The sequence below is a fragment of the Chryseobacterium sp. SIMBA_038 genome, from assembly GCF_046535115.1.
In the GTDB taxonomy this organism is placed as follows: Bacteria; Bacteroidota; Bacteroidia; order Flavobacteriales; family Weeksellaceae; genus Chryseobacterium.
Genome location: NZ_JAWRXH010000005.1, coordinates 1 through 17,316 on the forward strand (window position 1 = coordinate 1; position 17,316 = coordinate 17,316).

At 34.5% G+C, this 17,316-nt stretch carries 13 protein-coding genes; 6 read left to right on the forward strand and 7 right to left on the reverse strand.

Annotated elements, in window-relative coordinates; genetic code table 11:
- Nucleotides 1–808: 808 nt before the first annotated feature.
- Nucleotides 809–2,245 carry an alpha-amylase gene (locus tag SB689_RS15060; protein ID WP_410692918.1) on the reverse strand — a complete coding sequence of 479 codons (1,437 nt, stop codon included), beginning with the start codon at nt 2,243–2,245 and terminating at the stop codon, nt 809–811.
- 189 nt (nt 2,246–2,434) lie between these two features.
- Here SB689_RS15060 and SB689_RS15065 point away from each other — a divergent pair, with 189 nt between their 5' ends.
- Both SB689_RS15065 and murA read left to right on the forward strand, forming a co-directional pair.
- Complete coding sequence (locus SB689_RS15065) at nt 2,435–3,118, forward strand: DUF4290 domain-containing protein (RefSeq protein WP_410692919.1); 684 nt, start codon at nt 2,435–2,437, stop codon at nt 3,116–3,118.
- The gene (gene murA, locus SB689_RS15070) at nt 3,119–4,426 is read left to right on the forward strand and encodes a UDP-N-acetylglucosamine 1-carboxyvinyltransferase (RefSeq protein WP_410692920.1); all 1,308 of its coding nucleotides are present in this window, start codon (nt 3,119–3,121) and stop codon (nt 4,424–4,426) included.
- Nucleotides 4,427–4,531: 105 nt separating this feature from the next.
- Here the strand turns inward: murA and SB689_RS15075 are convergent, their stop codons facing one another.
- The 6 genes from SB689_RS15075 to SB689_RS15100 form a co-directional block, all read right to left on the reverse strand.
- Nucleotides 4,532–6,448 (reverse strand): DUF2207 domain-containing protein, encoded by a 1,917-nt coding sequence (locus SB689_RS15075; protein WP_410692921.1) that lies wholly within the window; start codon nt 6,446–6,448, stop codon nt 4,532–4,534.
- Nucleotides 6,449–6,451: 3 nt separating this feature from the next.
- On the reverse strand, nt 6,452–7,006 hold the full coding sequence (locus SB689_RS15080; protein WP_410692922.1) for a LemA family protein: 555 nt from the start codon (nt 7,004–7,006) through the stop codon (nt 6,452–6,454).
- A gap of 112 nt (nt 7,007–7,118) precedes the next feature.
- A complete protein-coding gene (locus SB689_RS15085) occupies nt 7,119–7,430 on the reverse strand; it encodes an NIL domain-containing protein (RefSeq protein WP_410692923.1) in 312 nt (103 codons plus the stop codon).
- 268 nt (nt 7,431–7,698) lie between these two features.
- Nucleotides 7,699–8,286 carry a YiiX/YebB-like N1pC/P60 family cysteine hydrolase gene (locus SB689_RS15090; protein ID WP_410692924.1) on the reverse strand — a complete coding sequence of 196 codons (588 nt, stop codon included), beginning with the start codon at nt 8,284–8,286 and terminating at the stop codon, nt 7,699–7,701.
- Between the two features lie 40 nt (nt 8,287–8,326).
- Complete coding sequence (locus SB689_RS15095; protein WP_410692925.1) at nt 8,327–8,782, reverse strand: DUF1801 domain-containing protein; 456 nt, start codon at nt 8,780–8,782, stop codon at nt 8,327–8,329.
- A 132-nt stretch (nt 8,783–8,914) separates the two neighbouring features.
- On the reverse strand, nt 8,915–11,410 hold the full coding sequence (locus SB689_RS15100) for a fibronectin type III domain-containing protein (RefSeq protein ID WP_410692926.1): 2,496 nt from the start codon (nt 11,408–11,410) through the stop codon (nt 8,915–8,917).
- Nucleotides 11,411–11,686: 276 nt separating this feature from the next.
- Here SB689_RS15100 and SB689_RS15105 point away from each other — a divergent pair, with 276 nt between their 5' ends.
- The 4 genes from SB689_RS15105 to SB689_RS15120 all read left to right on the forward strand — a co-directional run bounded on the left by SB689_RS15105 (nt 11,687) and on the right by SB689_RS15120 (nt 17,301).
- Nucleotides 11,687–12,892, forward strand: a complete 1,206-nt coding sequence (locus SB689_RS15105) for a pyridoxal phosphate-dependent aminotransferase (RefSeq protein ID WP_123980430.1) — start codon at nt 11,687–11,689, stop codon at nt 12,890–12,892.
- 12 nt (nt 12,893–12,904) lie between these two features.
- On the forward strand, nt 12,905–13,384 hold the full coding sequence (locus tag SB689_RS15110; RefSeq protein WP_410692927.1) for a hypothetical protein: 480 nt from the start codon (nt 12,905–12,907) through the stop codon (nt 13,382–13,384).
- Nucleotides 13,385–13,388: 4 nt separating this feature from the next.
- Nucleotides 13,389–14,402 carry a UDP-N-acetylmuramate dehydrogenase gene (murB, locus tag SB689_RS15115; RefSeq protein WP_410692928.1) on the forward strand — a complete coding sequence of 338 codons (1,014 nt, stop codon included), beginning with the start codon at nt 13,389–13,391 and terminating at the stop codon, nt 14,400–14,402.
- A 145-nt stretch (nt 14,403–14,547) separates the two neighbouring features.
- Nucleotides 14,548–17,301, forward strand: coding sequence for a carboxypeptidase regulatory-like domain-containing protein (locus SB689_RS15120; RefSeq protein WP_410692929.1), 2,754 nt, complete (start codon nt 14,548–14,550; stop codon nt 17,299–17,301).
- The last annotated feature ends 15 nt before the right edge of the window (nt 17,302–17,316 follow it).

Genomic DNA, 17,316 nt, shown 5'->3' on the forward strand with positions numbered 1-17,316 from the left:
AAAGTACTCCATTATACCCTACCACTCCAAATCTATTTAACATAATGTTCATGTAAAACTCCTATTGTGGAAAAGTTATGACTGTAATTTATTGGTATACTTTAGTTTGTAGAGATAGTGGTACTTATCCACAGGATTCGATTATCTTTTTGAAAGGTGTAAGAATAAGGGTTTGTGAGGAGTAAAAGGCGTTTGAAGGGATTTGAAAAAGATATCCTTATTATATAATAGGTATACTATATATAAGGTATGTTCTAATTAAACCTCATAGGTTTTGAAAACCTATGAGGTTGGGAGTCGTGAGAGGTTATGCTTGAGGATGCCTTTTTTATCTCCCACAGATTTTCACAGATTTGCACAGATCTTAGAATAGAGGGTTAGCGTGGGAGAGTTTGAGAGTATGAATCTATAGCTTTATAGATCAATTTTAGGATTGGGGAAATTCTATGATGACAAAGAATAATAAGGACGCCTATTACCCTAGCCCAGATAGAAACGGTTACCCCACAGCAAGAAGCCGGATCTGAAAGAAGGCGATGGCGCGAGGAGTATGAGTGGATAGCTGGATGAAGCTCCTAAGGATTCTTAAGTGGGAGGGTTTGAGAATTGGAGGGTATGAGTATTTGTTTTTGAGATTGCTTCGTCGCTTCGCTTCTCGCAATGACAATTCGTGAAAGAAAAAAGCAGAGTTTAATGACTCTGCTTTTCTTTATTATATATGATACTAAAAATTTGAAGTGATCTTCACTAATCCCACAGATTATTTTTCTGTAAGTTCTGTAATCTGTGGGAAATATTTTGTGAGTATTTATTGATTTAATGACCAAACAGAGTAACTGTTCGGGGCACATTGAATTTTCACCCACTTATCACCTTGTGTCGTCGGATACCAAGTTGAGCTTCCTGTGAAGTCTTTAATTTGTTGACTTGCCCAATTGGTTTGAATCCATCTTTCCTGCCAGCTTGATGAATTGTTTATGTAAACTACTAATCCCGGATTACCATTGTAACCGTTACGTCTGGCAATATATTCATCATTATCCGTATACAGAATTGATGTATTTCCGGTTGCTTTGTTGTTGTGGATCCAGATCAGGTTATTTAACCTTTCTTTATTCAGCCATTCTTCGTAGTCTCTGTAGAAAATTGTAGGATATCCTTCATGAGTTAGAATGTAAGCATAAGCCAACATTTTATTGTTGATAATATCCGTATCGTGATTCGAAACAAAAGTTACGGCTTTGTAAGGATTTCTTTTCCACATCATGTCGTCATTTAATGCATTCAGATTTCCGTTATCGAAAGCTTCATCCATTTTATAATAGGCTGCAAAGTCGAAAACAGAACTGTTGGCATTGTTTGCCCACCATTCTAATGTGTTCACGTTTGAATCCCATAATTCTCCAACAGAAAACCCGCCAACATTGGCATTCCACGTATTAACAACCCAAGGTCCGAAACCTTTCACATAATCGAATCTCCAGCCATCAAATTTCATTACGTTTTTGTAATATTTTGCGACAGAATCATCTCTGCCCCAAAGCCAATCCTGAACGTAAGGATTTGCATGGCATAAATCCGGGAAACCTCCAAATGCTCCTTCATCATTATTTCCGTAAGAGTTTTTGTAGAAATCATTATAGCTTCTAGGAAATTTTCCTGATGCGACTCCTGAAAAATCTGTCCACGTGTTTGTTCCTGTAAAAGGATTTGCCTGAGATTGACCTCCACTGTTATGATTAATTACAATATCAGCATAAACCTGCATATTCTCGGTATGCGCTTTTGTAATTAATGCTTCCAGTTCTGATCTTGAACCGAAACGGGTTTCAACACTTCCATTTTGATTAAAATTTCCAAAATCGTAGTAATCTGTTGGATCATAGCCCATTGAGTAGGCTCCATTCTGAGCTTTTGAAGCTGGTGGAAGCCAAATTGCACCAATTCCTGCATTTGACCAATCGGTTACTTTAGTTTTTACAGTGTTCCACCAATTTCCTCCATCCGGAACATCCCAATAAAATCCCTGCATTAAGACTCCACCACCAGGACCCGAAATAAATTTTCCATTTACTGAACCAGAACTTCCGGTACTAAAAGGTCGCCCATCATGTGTGGTAACATTTACCGTTTTATTATGGATCTCTAGTTGTTCAGGATTTTTATCAACAATCTCATCGTTATTCTGACAAGAATTAATAAAGCCTAATGCTAAAAAAGAAAGTAAGAAATGTGTTTTTTTCATATACAATGTTTTAATTATTAAACTAATAACGAAATTACACTTTTATTGAAATAAATTCTTATTTGAGTGAAATAATTTTTACATTAAATAATAAACTCTATCAATCCATTATTCAGATCTTTATTAAAAAATAATAAACTTTGAAGATTTTCGGTACAATTTTTCCATTAATCCATATATTTGCATACTATGGAATACAATACCCAAAAAACCCAGCTTCATATGCCCGAATACGGCAGAATAATACAACAGTTGGTTGAGCGTTGCAAAGAGCTTTCTGACAGGGATGAAAGAAGCGAAATGGCGATGGCGATCATCGATTTTATGGGTCAGAGAAACCCACAACTTCGTGATGAAGACAATTATAAACATAAACTTTGGGATCATCTTTTTATTTTAGCTAATTATGATCTGGATGTAGATTCACCATATCCGTTTCCTACAAGAGAGCAATTGGCAGAGAAACCAAAAACAATGGAATACCCTAAATTACAGGGAGATTTTAAATTTTACGGAAAAAGTATTCTTCAATTAATAGAAAAAGCAATAGAACTGGAACCTGGCGACGAAAAAGAAGCTTTGAAGGAGGTAATTGCCAATAATATGAAGAAGTCTTACAATGTTTATAATAAAGAACATGTTACAGATGATGTGATCTTCCGTCATTTGAAAGAGTTATCGGCCAACAGACTGGATCTTACCAATATAGAATCGTTGGAAAAGAGCAAGATCTATTACACAAGTAATAACAACCGAAACAACAATAACAGAAGTAACAGCAATAATAACAGAAACCAAAATCAGCCCAATAAAAGAAGGCACAACAATAATAACAATAACAGAAGCAACACTAACAACAATAACAGAAAGTAAATGAGTGGAACATTTCAAATAAGAGGAGGAAAAAGACTGCAAGGTGAAATTACTCCACAGGGAGCTAAGAATGAAGCTCTTCAAATTTTGTGTGCAGTTTTATTAACTGATGAAGAGGTAAGAATTAAAAACATTCCGGATATCCATGATGTCAACAGACTGATTGAAATTCTTGGAGATTTTGGTGTAAAAGTAACCAAAAACGGACATGGTGATTACACTTTCAAGGCTGATAAAGTAAACTTCGATTATATAAAATCCAACGAATTCAAAAAAGACGGAGCAAAACTTCGCGGTTCTATCATGCTAATGGGTCCAATGTTGGCAAGATATGGTGAAGCTTATATGCCGACTCCGGGTGGTGACAAAATCGGAAGAAGAAGATTAGATACTCACTTTCAGGGACTTGTAGAACTTGGTGCAGAATTCCATTACGATGAACAGGAATTCTTTTATTCATTAAAAGCTAAAGAACTTAACGGTAAATTTATTTTACTGGAAGAAGCTTCTGTAACAGGAACTGCCAATATCGTAATGGCGGCAGCTTTGGCAAAAGGTAAAACAAGAATTTATAACGCTGCGTGCGAGCCTTATCTTCAGCAACTTTGTAAAATGCTGAACAGAATGGGTGCTAATATTTCTGGCATCGGTTCTAATTTAGTAACAATTGAAGGAGTAAGCCATCTTCACGGAACTGAACACACCATGCTTCCGGACATGGTTGAGATCGGATCTTGGATCGGTCTTGCGGCTATGACAAAATCTGAAATTACCATTAAAAATGTAAACTGGAACCAACTTGGCGTTATTCCAAACACATTCAGAAAACTAGGAATTCAGCTTGAACAAAGCAACGACGATATTTATATTCCTGCTCAGGAAAACTATAAGATCCAGAAATTTATTGACGGATCTATTTTAACGATTTCTGATGCACCTTGGCCGGGATTCACTCCGGATTTGCTGTCTATTATTTTAGTAGTGGCAACTCAGGCAAAAGGAAGTATTTTGGTTCATCAAAAAATGTTTGAATCAAGATTATTCTTCGTTGATAAATTAATCGACATGGGCGCGCAGATCATTCTTTGTGATCCGCACAGAGCAACTGTGATCGGACTTAATCAAGAAGCTCCATTAAGAGGAACGACAATGGTTTCTCCTGATATCAGAGCCGGAAATGCACTTCTTATTGCTGCACTTTCTGCGGAAGGAAAATCAATTATCCACAATATTGAGCAAATCGACAGAGGTTACGAAAATATTGACGGAAGATTGAAAGCCATCGGAGCTGATATTGAAAGAATTTAAGATAAGAAATTAGAGGTTAGAATTTAGATATTAGTTTTTAACCTGTATTATAAAGTAAAAGCGTTCAAAATTTTGAACGCTTTTTATTTTTTCGAGAAGTTCAGATTACCAGCCTCCTCCTCCACCGCCTCCGCCGCCACCGCCGGAGAATCCACCACCACCGGAACCGCTGCTTGAGCTGGATGGTTGTGTAGCTGCAGATCTTATGGAATTGGTAAGACTTGAGTTCAGTGTATTTCCAAAACTTAAATGATTGATGGAGCTTCCAACGTACCAGGCGTGAACATATTCTGTTCCGTTTGCCATATTTTTCACCATCGCATCAAATTTTTCTCCCCAGATCTGGTCAACTCCCAAAACCATTGCAAAAGGCAATAAAGTTTCGAAAACCTGTGGCGTCATCTGAGGAGGATTGTGAAATTTCAACTGTTCATTTTCAGCTGCTCCCATGTACATTTTGAAACCTTCAATTAAAGATTTTTGTCTCAATTTTTCTTCTGATGGTCTTTTAATTACATATTGATAGATCATCAAAGAAGTAAATCCTAGAATAATAAAGAAGTAACAAACTCCAAAATTAATGAGTTCACTTCCGCCGTTTCCTAGTTTAATAAAACCAATCAATCCAATGATAACAAAGATTGGAATAGGAATTAAAAATTTCCATGAAACTCTGCTTGACAAAAATGATACTACAAAAAATATGATTAAAGAAATAACATATACAGCTATTCCACCAGCCATTTTTTCCGGCTCCGGATCTATTTTATAGCTTATAAATAAACCTAAAGCATATACAACCGTCATGATTAAAATCGGCACAACAACTTTTGAAAAGTTATTCCCTTCATTTAAAAATTTATCATGCTGAAATGCCAATGTTCCTTTGAAACTATTGACTACATTTTCAATTTTTGAATTATATTTTCCATCAAACTTTAACGTATCATTTCCCGTGAAAAGAGTATTCATTAAATTGATCTCTTCTTTTGGTAAAGCCTGATCGGGCTCTTTTAATTTATTTAAAGTAAATGTCTTTGTACTGAACAAACCTAAAATTCCCGAATCTTCGCCTTCAATAATTTTCACATAACCTTTTACAGCAAGATTGACGATTGAGGCGGTTAGAAATTTATTTTTAAAACTTTCATTTTCCAAATATCCCATTGAAGCCGGTGAAAGGTCTTCCGGAACGTTGAATTGTGGATAAACCGTTGGTTTTTGTGGATCAACACCATATTTTCTCCATGTTGAAAAGTAATAGAAAATCAAACCTAAAAAGATGATCAATCCGCCAATTAAAATTCCAAATTTTTCTAGAAAAGTTGGTGGTGGCGGAGGAATCATAATTCCTTTTTGAAATCCTGCGGCAATTGTCAATCCTTCATTCGGAGCTAAATTAGTTGCAGCCCATTCCATAGAATTATCTGACAAAACTTTAGAAGTACAATTTTGAGAATTATTTCCGTAAGAACCCGTGTAACATGAATTTTGAAGAATTTTTGCGCCTTCAGGAAGTGTGACCTTTGCAGAAATTGTGTCTATTGCAAAATCCCAGACCGTCCCGTTTACGTTCCAATATACCTCATCGTATTTATCAAAAAATCCGATTTGATTTTCTGTTTTATACTTTATTTCATATTTATAATCGCCCGGACTTAGAATTACATCCTTATTTCCGACATAGATTTTCAGATAACCGTCTCCCGTTTCTTCATGATAATCCTCCTCTACTCCATCTTTTTTTACGGAGATGATATCGTATTTTACTTTCTGAGTTTTGTTATTTAAATTTCTCGATAAAGGAAGTGCACGATAAATTCCTCGTTTGATATTAATTCCAAGACTGTGAACGTTGATGTTTTCTGTAATATTCAGCGCAGATTTTTTATCAACATTAATATCAGAATGAAAAGAAGTGATCCGCTCAATTCCATTTTTGTTATCACTTAAACTATCTTCTTCCTGCGAAAAAGCGAGCGTAAAAGTCAGCAAATAAAAAAGTACTAAAAACTTTTTCATTCTTTAAAACTTTACAGTTGGAACTTCTCTTTCTGCAGCATTTTCTAATTCGAAGAATGGAGATTTTACGAATTTATATATGTTGGCGATAATATTACTAGGAAAAGATTCTACCAATGTATTGTTATCACGAACGGTTCCGTTGTAATATCTTCTTGATTTTTCGATATCATTTTCTATGGAAGTCAGTTCAGATTGCAATTGCTGGAAATTTGTGTTTGCTTTCAAATCCGGATATTGCTCTGCAACAGCGAGTAAATTCACCATTGCCTGATTCAGATTCTTCTCCGCAGCTTCCTTAGATTCTACAGAATTAGCACCAACAGCCTGAGCTCTTGCTCTTGTCACACTGTCCAATGTTTCGCGTTCGTGGGTAGCGTAACCTTTTACCGTTTCTACAAGGTTCGGTATAAGATCGTGACGTTTTTTAAGCATTACATCGATACTGCTCCAAGCTTCCTGAACCAGATTTCTCAGTTTTACCAATCGGTTATAAATGGAAACTCCGTAAAGAAGAAATATTACAGCTAATGCGATTACAATAATTAGAATGATCATAGATTTCGATTTTAATTTAGCTTAAAAATAACCTTTTTTTAATTATAATTTAAAATAAAAAAAGCGCTCAGTAAACTGAACACTTTCGTAATTAAAACTATATGAACCTCCCCTAAAAATACTTTCTGCAGAGATATTCTACAGTCGTATTTAGAAGTTTATTTTTATTCAGAAAGAACTCAAGCTCCTGATACTCTTCTGAAGTTACATTAATATATAATTGAACCGAACCAAAACTACGCCCGTTGACGTACTCCACATTAGCCGATAACACCTTGTGATAAATTCCGAACTGATTATAAATAGTATTCATTAAATGTTCGAATTTCATTTTGCCATTTAACTCTATTTCTAATATCAATTCTCTTTTTTGCAGATTAATTCTGTTGTGTAAAACCTGCACAGTTGGATTTGGTGTAATCATAACTAAATATTTTTTTTGGTTAGACTGTTCTTGATTTAATTCATCTCATTTGTTTTAAATCTTTGACAAAAATATAAAAAAATATTAGTCTACCAAATTAGTAGACTATTAATTTTTAATTTTAACACATTATTTATTAAGTTTTGGCTAAAGCCTTTGGAATTTTGGCAAAAATAAAACGGGCTAAAGCCCGTTCCTATTGATATGTACTGTTTATAAATATCTGAATATTTAAGAAGAGATTTATTTTTAATCTAATTTCTAATTATTATAATTCCTTTATTCTTTCCAATTTATCTGATGCGGCTAATCCATTTGGATTACAACCTAACTCACCTTCTGGAACTTTAAGATTTTTCTTTTGATAGAATTGTTCCCAAAATTCATTGGTTTTCCCTGTTTTAGGATCAATGAAAGTCATCGGTTCTAATTTAAAAATATTGTCTTTTCGAAAAGCTCTTTCAATAAAATCTGAACAGTAATAAGAGTTTTCATCTAAAATATAATTGAAATTATAAGGTTTTCCCAACATACTTTCTGCTTTTTGAATGGCAGCAGGAATTGTATTTTGATATTCAGGTTTTAAACGATACAAAACAACTCTTTGTCCGTCATTCGCCTGATCTTTTAGAAAATCTTTTAAATTTTGCTTTTGCGAACCACCTTTTGGAGCGGCATGAAGAACAAATGCTTCATTTCCTTTCTTTTCTAAAATTCCGATATGATCAAAAGAGGCGGTTTTCTGTTTTTGCGTTACATTATTAATAGCTCCTGATAATCCGGTTTCTTTTGCGGTAACAAAAAGCAGATCTCCATTTTTTAAATCTGAAAGTGCAGAATTTTTACATCCTGACATCAGTATTAAAACAAAAATGGCCAATATTTTAAATAAAAAATTATTTTTTAAGTTGTGTCTCATAAATAGAAATCCAGTCTTGTACAGTCATTTTTTTGCTCACCTCAGCTAATAATTCTAACGGAATATCATCCATTTTCTTGAAACGGACGCATGATTTTCCCATATCGAGTTTTCTTTTAGAATGTTTGGGAAATTCGGCTACAAACCAATCCAGCAGTTCAGGGTTTGCATACATTCCCATATGATAAAACGCGATGAAATTCTTTTGAGAAGCCAATCCCATAAACGGAAGCGGCGAACCCGGCGTACAATGATAGCCTGCAGGATAAGTTTCCAAAGGAACATCCCAACCAACCATTCCATAGCTTACTCCTTTCTGAAAACCTTCAGGTAAATTATCGGTTATTGTATCAAATATTTTCTTGAATATTTCTTGTCTTTCCTCAGGAATTTTCGAAATATAATCTTCTACAGAATCTGCTTTAATTTGCATTTTAATTCGGTTTTTACAATTTTCAAAATAACAAAATTTATATGAACCCTGCCGTACAATTTTAATTAAATAAAAAAAGACAGCTATATATAAAATATAACTGCCTTCCCTGTTTATTTAAGTCTAAAAATTTTATTGTTTAATAACCTTCGTAACAGATTTGGAACCGTCTTTGAAAGTAATTGATAGTAAATACAAACCTGAATTCAATGTACTTAAATTAAGTTCTTTTCCAGGGTTATCAATAAGCTTAACAACTCTTCCTGAAACATCATTAACTGTTACTGACTTCACATCTTTCATATCAGAAATATATACTACATCTCTGAACGGATTTGGATATACAGAAAGTGATTTCTTAGTACCAACCTCAGAAGTTCCTAATGTATTAGCTTCCCAGAAGATATCATCCCAATAATAAGATTTCCCGTCATTAGGACTCTTTATAGCTAGTCTTGCATTTGCAGGAACTGAAGAAGGAACAGTTACTGTATATTCTGAGTTAGCAGCTGTATAAGCAGTGTTCAAAATTGGTAAAGCCTGAAGCAATACAAAGCTACTTGCATCTGCTGTATTAGTCACATATCCAACATTGAGCAAAGCTCCTGCGGTAGTTGTAACTCTTGCTTTAAATCTCAGCTTATGAGTTCCCGCATTAATATTACTAAATACCGGAAGAACAACCGTTGTAGGTGTAGAAGTAGTAGCTGTATACTGATAAACGTTTCTTGTTCCAGAAGCTGGTGTAGTTGTTGTAAGTGTTTGGCTACCTGTTCCTGCTAATCTTATCCAACAATCAGGTACAATATCACCTGTTCCATAAGAATCAAAATTCTCAGACAATAACGTCATTGGTCCACATAATGTTTTAAATGTAACCGGATAAGACCATACACTTGAATCTGATGCACTACAAACCGAACGTACCCAAACATAATAAGTTGTATTTGGAGTAAGGTTAGAAATACTTAATGTAGTAAGTGCTGTAGTTCCTGAAGCTGGTGTTGTAGCTGTTGGAGCAGTACTGCTTGTAGAAATAAAATATTCATATCCATTTGCCGGAGCCGGAGAAGGTGCCGTCCATGTTACATCAGCAGAAACAGTACTCATATTAGAAACAACAACCGCAGTTGGTGTAAGACAAGAAGGTATTGCTTCCCAATATACATCATCCCAATAATAAGATTTTCCGTCATTTTTATTCATGATAGCCAATCTTGCATTTGCAGGTACAGAAGAAGGTACGATTACTTTATATTCTGCATTTGGATCTGTATATACAATATTAGATATAGATAATGTTTGGATAGATGTGAAAGTTGCAGAATTCGTAGCATCAGTAACATATCCAACATCTAAAGTTCCCGGTGATGTGCTTACTCTCGCTTTAAATCTCAACCAATGCGTTCCTGCATTAATATTACTAAACTGAGGCAACACAACATACGTAGAATTTTGCGCCGTTGTACTGTACTGATAAATATTTCTTGTTCCCGAAGCCGGTGAAGTGCTGGTGATCGTTTGAGATCCCGTAGTATTAACAATTCTTGCCCAACAATCCGGAACTATATTTCCTGTACCATAAGAATCAAAGTTTTCAAACATCGTCGTCATAGGACCACACATTGTTTTGAATGTTCCTGAGAACGACCATACACTTTGACCTGTTGAATTATTACATTTCGTTCTTACCCAATAATAATACACTGTATTCGCAGACAAACTTCCTATTGTTGTACTTGTCCCAGGAATATTAGTAAGAGTTGGAGCTGTTCCACTTGTAGGAGCTGTATTTGAAGTACTGTAGTAAATTTCATATCCTGAAGCTTGGGTAGTAGCCGGTACCGTCCAAGAAACCTGAGCTGAATTTGCCGTTAAAGTTCCTACAGGCTGTAAAGTAGGTGCCGAACAATCAGAGAAAGCTTCTGCAGAGAATGCAAAAACGTTTGTATATCCCTGAGCTGTAGAAGTTTTAGTTACCGTTACACTTTGTATTGGTTTTGTTTGATTAGCCGCATCAATCGCCAATGCATTCTGATACAATCTTGGATTTGTTGCGTTTGCTTCTAAAACATCTGTATTTCTATTGATTCTACCAATTCCCTGAATGGCAAAATTTGTTCCGCCGTACCAGTCAGAAACACTTACGTTGGTAAAGGTCTGAGTGGAATTATCTGTAAAGGTCACAACTACATTCGCTGTAGACGCTCCACTTCCACTGGTTGAAAGCATGTACAAAGTAACCGCTGCCTTTGGTGTAGAAAATACTAAAGTTCCGGTATCATTTGCATTTGCAAGTCTTAAGGAATTACTACCACTTAAATCTCCAAGTTTAAAACTCAGTCCAGGAGTACCTGCAACCACAGAATTAATCATTCCATCCGAAGGTATCCCATACGTAAGAGCAGTACTGGAAGATGTAAGAAGAAAATCTCTCGCTACAAAAGCAAAAGAAACGCCGTCAACATCCGTAGTGGTAGAAATCGAAGAAGAGCCTACTCCATTAGCAATTACATCAGCATTATAGCCGGATTGTATAGGCATTGTTTGAAAATTTTGCGCCATCATAGAGGATGCCGACAAAAGAGCAATAGCATTTAATGCTCCAAAAAATAGCTTTCTTTTCATATTACTTAAAATTATCGCTGTAAATGTAATAAAAAAACAATATAAAACACATATTAACATATTTATTTTAAACAAATAACATTAAATAACATATTAACCTCATTATAATTTAAATTTTTAAAATAAATAATTAAAACTAAAAAATTAATTAGCATAAATATTTCATCAAAATATAAAAGAAACACTACAGATTCAAAAATTCAATTAATAAGCATCTATTCATTATTTTATTATTGAAGAATTAAATGTTATTTTTGTCATACAAATTTTTGAACAATGCCGAATATTTCAAACAGAGCACAACACATGCCGCCATCACCAGTAAGAAAACTGGTTCCTTTTGCCCTTAAAGCAAAACAGAAAGGAGTAAAAGTATATCACCTTAATATCGGACAGCCTGATATTGAAACTCCGGAAACGGCTTTAAATGCTTTAAAAAACATTGATTTAAAAGTATTAGAATACGCTCTTTCTGAAGGAAATATAGAATACAGAAAAGCACTTACAGAATATTATCATTCATTAGATTTCACAGATCTTACACCCGACAACTTCATTGTAACAAATGGAGGTTCTGAAGCGTTGAACTTCGCGATTTCAACGTTATGTGACGACGGTGACGAAGTAATCATTCCTGAACCATATTATGCTAACTATAATGGATTTACAAGTACTTTCAATGTAAATGTAGTTGCTGTACCTTCAACTATTGAAACAGGATTTGCACTTCCTCCAATTGAAGAATTTGAGAAGAAAATTACAGATAAAACAAGGGCGATTGTTATCTGTAATCCGGGAAATCCAACAGGTTACCTTTACACTCGTGAAGAACTTCAAAAATTAGCAGAAATTGCTTTAAAATATGATATCGTTGTAATCTCGGACGAGGTTTACAGAGAATATGTGTATGACGGAAAACAACAAATCTCAATGCTTGCTTTTCCTGAATTAAGTGAAAACTGTATCATCATTGATTCTGAATCTAAGCGTTACTCAATGTGCGGTGTAAGAATCGGATGTCTGCTTACACGTTCTAAAAAAATACATGATGCGGCAATGCTTTTTGCTCAGGCAAGATTAAGCCCGGTTTTATTGGGACAAATTGCAGCAACAGCAGCGCACCAGAATGACGGAGCATACATTAGAGCGGTAAGAGAAGAATATACTCACAGAAGAAACGTTTTGGTTGATCAACTAAATGCTATCCCTGGAGTGATCTGTCCAAAACCAAAAGGTGCATTTTACTGTGTTGCCGAACTTCCTGTAGACGATACAGAAAAATTTGCTCAATGGTTGCTAGAGAAATATTCTCTTAATAATGAAACTATCATGGTTGCACCAGCCGGAGGATTTTACAGCAATCCTGAATTAGGTAAAAAACAAGTAAGAATTGCATATGTTTTAAAAGAACAGGACTTGATAAGAAGTGCCGAAATTTTAAAAGATGCTCTTGAAAAATATAAATTAGAGTTTCACCTTTAATATTTAATAAAGATGTCAGCAATAAAGATCAATACTTTGAAGATGTTATTTTCAACATTTTTATTGCTGATATTTTTTTCTTGTCAGAAAGAAACCCTATCAAAAGCCGATAACAATAAGAATGAAATCACATTCATCGGTTTTTCAAATGTTGGCGGAAAGTTAGGAAACTATAAGATTATTAAACTAACAAAAGATTCCATCAATCTGACGCAGGGAGCGACTTCTTCAAAAATCCATAAAAAATGGAATTCTGCCATTGACCCACAAACCTGGAAAAAATTAACCTCATCTATTGATATAAAAACGCTGGACAAAATCAAAAGTTCAGAAAGTTTACAGGCTCAGGACGGAATGGATGAAACTTTTCAGATCAAGACATTAAAAAGCTCTCATGTATTCGTCAATTCATATAATGATACGATTCATTATTATCAGCTTCAAAAATTCAAAGATCAATTAGAAAAAATTCTTCCCAAAGAATACAAATAATGCCATGCACGAAAATTTTTCTCTAAAACCTTACAATACTTTCGGTGTAGAAGCCAAAGCAAAATATTTTGTTGAAGTACATTCAATTGAAGAATTAAAGCAAACTCTCAAACTCTCAAACTCTCATGCCCTCCCACTCCTTTTCTTAGGAGGCGGAAGTAATATTTTGTTTACCAAAGATTTTGATGGATTAGCTATTAAACTTAATCTAAAGGGTATTTCTGAAAAAAGCTTAAACGACAATGAAGTTTTAGTTACTGCAAAAGCCGGAGAAAACTGGCATGAATTCGTTCTATTCTGTTTAAATAAAAACCTTGGCGGACTTGAAAATCTATCATTAATTCCGGGAAATGTAGGAACTTCACCGATGCAGAATATCGGAGCGTACGGAACTGAGATTAAAGATATTTTTGTAGACTGTAAAGTTTTAAATCTGGAAACATTAGAAGTTGAAACTTTTGACATTGAAAAATGCAGATTCGGTTATAGAGATTCTATTTTTAAGCAGGAAGGCAAAGGAAAATATGTGATTTTGGAAGTTACTTTTAAATTAACAAAAGACAATCACAACATCAAAACCGAATACGGCGCAATAAAATCTGAACTTGAAAATTTAGGAATTGAAAATCCAACCATTCAGGATGTTTCAAAAGCTGTTATCAACATCAGACAAAGCAAACTTCCCGATCCAAAAGTTACCGGAAATGCAGGAAGTTTTTTTAAAAATCCAACGATTCCTTTAGCTCAATTTGAAGAATTGAAGCAAAAATTTGAAAATATTCAAGGATATCCAAACGGAGAATTTGTAAAAGTTCCCGCAGGCTGGCTAATCGAACAATGTGGCTGGAAAGGAAAACAAATCGGAAATGTTGCTTCACATCAATTGCAGTCTTTGGTTATTATTAACGCAACAGGAAATGCAACAGGTCAGGAAATATTCGATTTTTCAACTGAAATCATTAATTCCGTAAAAGAAAAATTCGGTATAGAACTGGAGAGAGAGGTGAATATTATATAACTTTATCCTAAGATTTTATAAAAAATATTCAGATCGTTTTTCTGACATTTGTCACTTATTTTAATTTATTCTAAATAACATTATCGTAAAGCACTTATAATAAATATATTTGCACTCGCTTTTTTTTAGAATAAATAAGATTAGGATGATGAGATTTTTATCTTTTGTTTTCTTCTTCATTTTCAGTACGCATTTCATATATGCTCAGGAAGGAAGATCACAATTGAACATTACGGTTTACAACGAAAATAATAAAGAATTAGAAGGTGCATCTATTATAGTTGACCAATCTTCTGTAACCACAGATAATAATGGAAATGCCAATATTTCTTTATTAAATGGTAAACATCATATTAGAATAATCCACCCTAATTTTCAGGAAAAAGAACTGAACATTACGCTTGCTTCTCAGCAAAATTTAACAATAAACCTTCAGCCGATTGATAAATTGGAAGAAGTTGTTGTCTTTTCTAAAGAAGGAAAAGGATTAACTACAAAATCCGTCATCGACAGAAAAGCAATGGAACATCTGCAACCTTCAAGCTTTTCAGATTTGATGGAATTACTTCCCGGAGGATTGGCAAAAACACCTAATTTAAGTGGAGTAAACAGACCTATTCTTCGTGAAAATCCGGGTAGCCTTTCAAGCAACGACTACAAAACTTCATCGCTGGGTGTGCAATTCATGGTAGATGACAATATTATTAATTCAAATGCTGATATGCAGATTTCGGTATCTCCGGATCAGTTTGGATATTCTCCAGAAGCCAGAGAAACTGCTTATTCAGGAATTGATATGAGAACCATTTCCACTAATGATATTGAAAGAGTGGAAATCATTCGTGGAATTCCTTCTGCTTCGTATGGAGATCTAACTTCAGGTTTGATTAAGATTGAGCGTAAAATCGGACAATCACCACTTCAGGCAAGGTTTAAAGCTGATGGTTTCAGCAAACAATATTATGTCGGAAAAGGATTTAAAATAAATGATAAATGGCAGTTGAGCGCAAGTGCAGATTTCTTGGATTCGAAAGCTACACCGACTGATGATTTTGAAAATTATCAAAGAATCACGGCTTCTCTTCGTTCAAAGAAAATCTCAACACTTTGGTCAAGAACTTTAGAATGGAGATCAAACATCGATTTTTCAGTAAATATTGACAAGAAAAAAGTAGATCCTGATAATGGAACAGCTGACATAGACAGATATGAATCAAATAATAAAAAGATCAGCTTTACGAATAACTTTATTTATCAATTAGATAAAAGTTCATTCTTTAATAAGGTAACTTTAAATACAGCCATCCGTGCAGGATTTGAAAAAATTGAACAAACAAAATTAGTTCAGCTATCTGGCCCGCGATCTTTCTCTTTAGCCTACGATCAAGGAGAAAATGTTGGTTTCTTTCCAGATCTACGTTACGTCACTGAATTTTCAACAGAAGGAAAGCCGCTGGATATCTCAGCACTTTTTAAAATAAACGGAACAAGAAAAACAGCAGGAATCACTCATGATTATGAAGCCGGACTTGACTGGAGATATTCTAAAAACAACGGGAACGGTTTGGTTTATGACATGAGAACACCTCCCTCGGCAGCATCAGGAATAGACAGACCAAGAGCTTTTAATGATATTCCGGCATCCAACTTATTAGCTGCTTTTGCAGGAGATCAGATGAGTTATGCAATCAATCAGCATAAGTTTACTTTATATGCAGGTTTGAGACTTTCACAAAATTTAGGAATTGATAATTCTTATGCCATCAGCAAAAAAGTTTTCACAGAGCCTAGATTGAATTTCCAGTATAGTTTACCCCATTTAATGATCAATAATTTCCCTTTGAAAACGGATGTTACATTAGGTTACGGTCTATTCTACAAGCAACCGACTTTGTTGATGCTTTATCCGAACAAAGAATATTGGGATTATACGCAGCTGAATTATTACGGTAACGATCCACAATATCGATATGTAAACTTCATGACGTACGTACAATCGCGAGAAAATAAAAATATTGAAGCTGCAAAAAGTATTAAGAAAGAGATCAGATTAGATCTAAGTTATAGAAACAATGAATTTTTTATCACTTATTTCAAAGAAGATATGACGAACGGCTTCCGAAGTATGCTTCACACAACAACTCATACTTACAAACAATATGATGCCTCACAGATAGACCTTTCACAATGGAATTCTAACGGACCAAACCTTACCAATGTAGACTATACTGTAAAACAAGCCTACGGATCTTATTTTCTTAATGAAAACGGAAGTGCAACTTTGAAGCAGGGAATTGAATTTGGATATACTTCCCCAAGAATCAAAGCTATTAATACAAGATTCACATTTACCGGAGCTTGGTTTAAAACACAATATAGAAACACAATTGCTGTAGTAGAAACTCCTCAAAAATCGATAGGTGCAGACGGATTTCATTACTATGGAATTTATCAAAATGATGATGGTTATGTTAATTCAAACATGAATTATAATCTTTTCATCGATACTTATTTACCAAGCTTAGACCTTACCGTGTCAGCTTCTTTCCAGGGAAGTTTATATGATCATAGAAAAAATGACCAAAGAATCGCAGAACCAATTTCTTATTATGGAATTGATGGAGTGATACATCCTTTTACAGATGCAGACAGAACAGACATTTACAAACAATGGCTGGTGAGAAATGTTTCAGTTACGGATAACTTGCCGAACCTTTACACATTCACCATCACCGGAAACTTTAAGATTACAAAAAGTATTTATAGGGCATTAAAAACTTCAATGTTTGTCAACAGACTTTTCAATTACAGCGCACCTTATACATTCAATAATGTGACAGTTTACAGAAAAGGAGCAAACACTCCTTATTTTGGAATGGAATTAAACTACAATTTTTAATATATATCAAAAGAA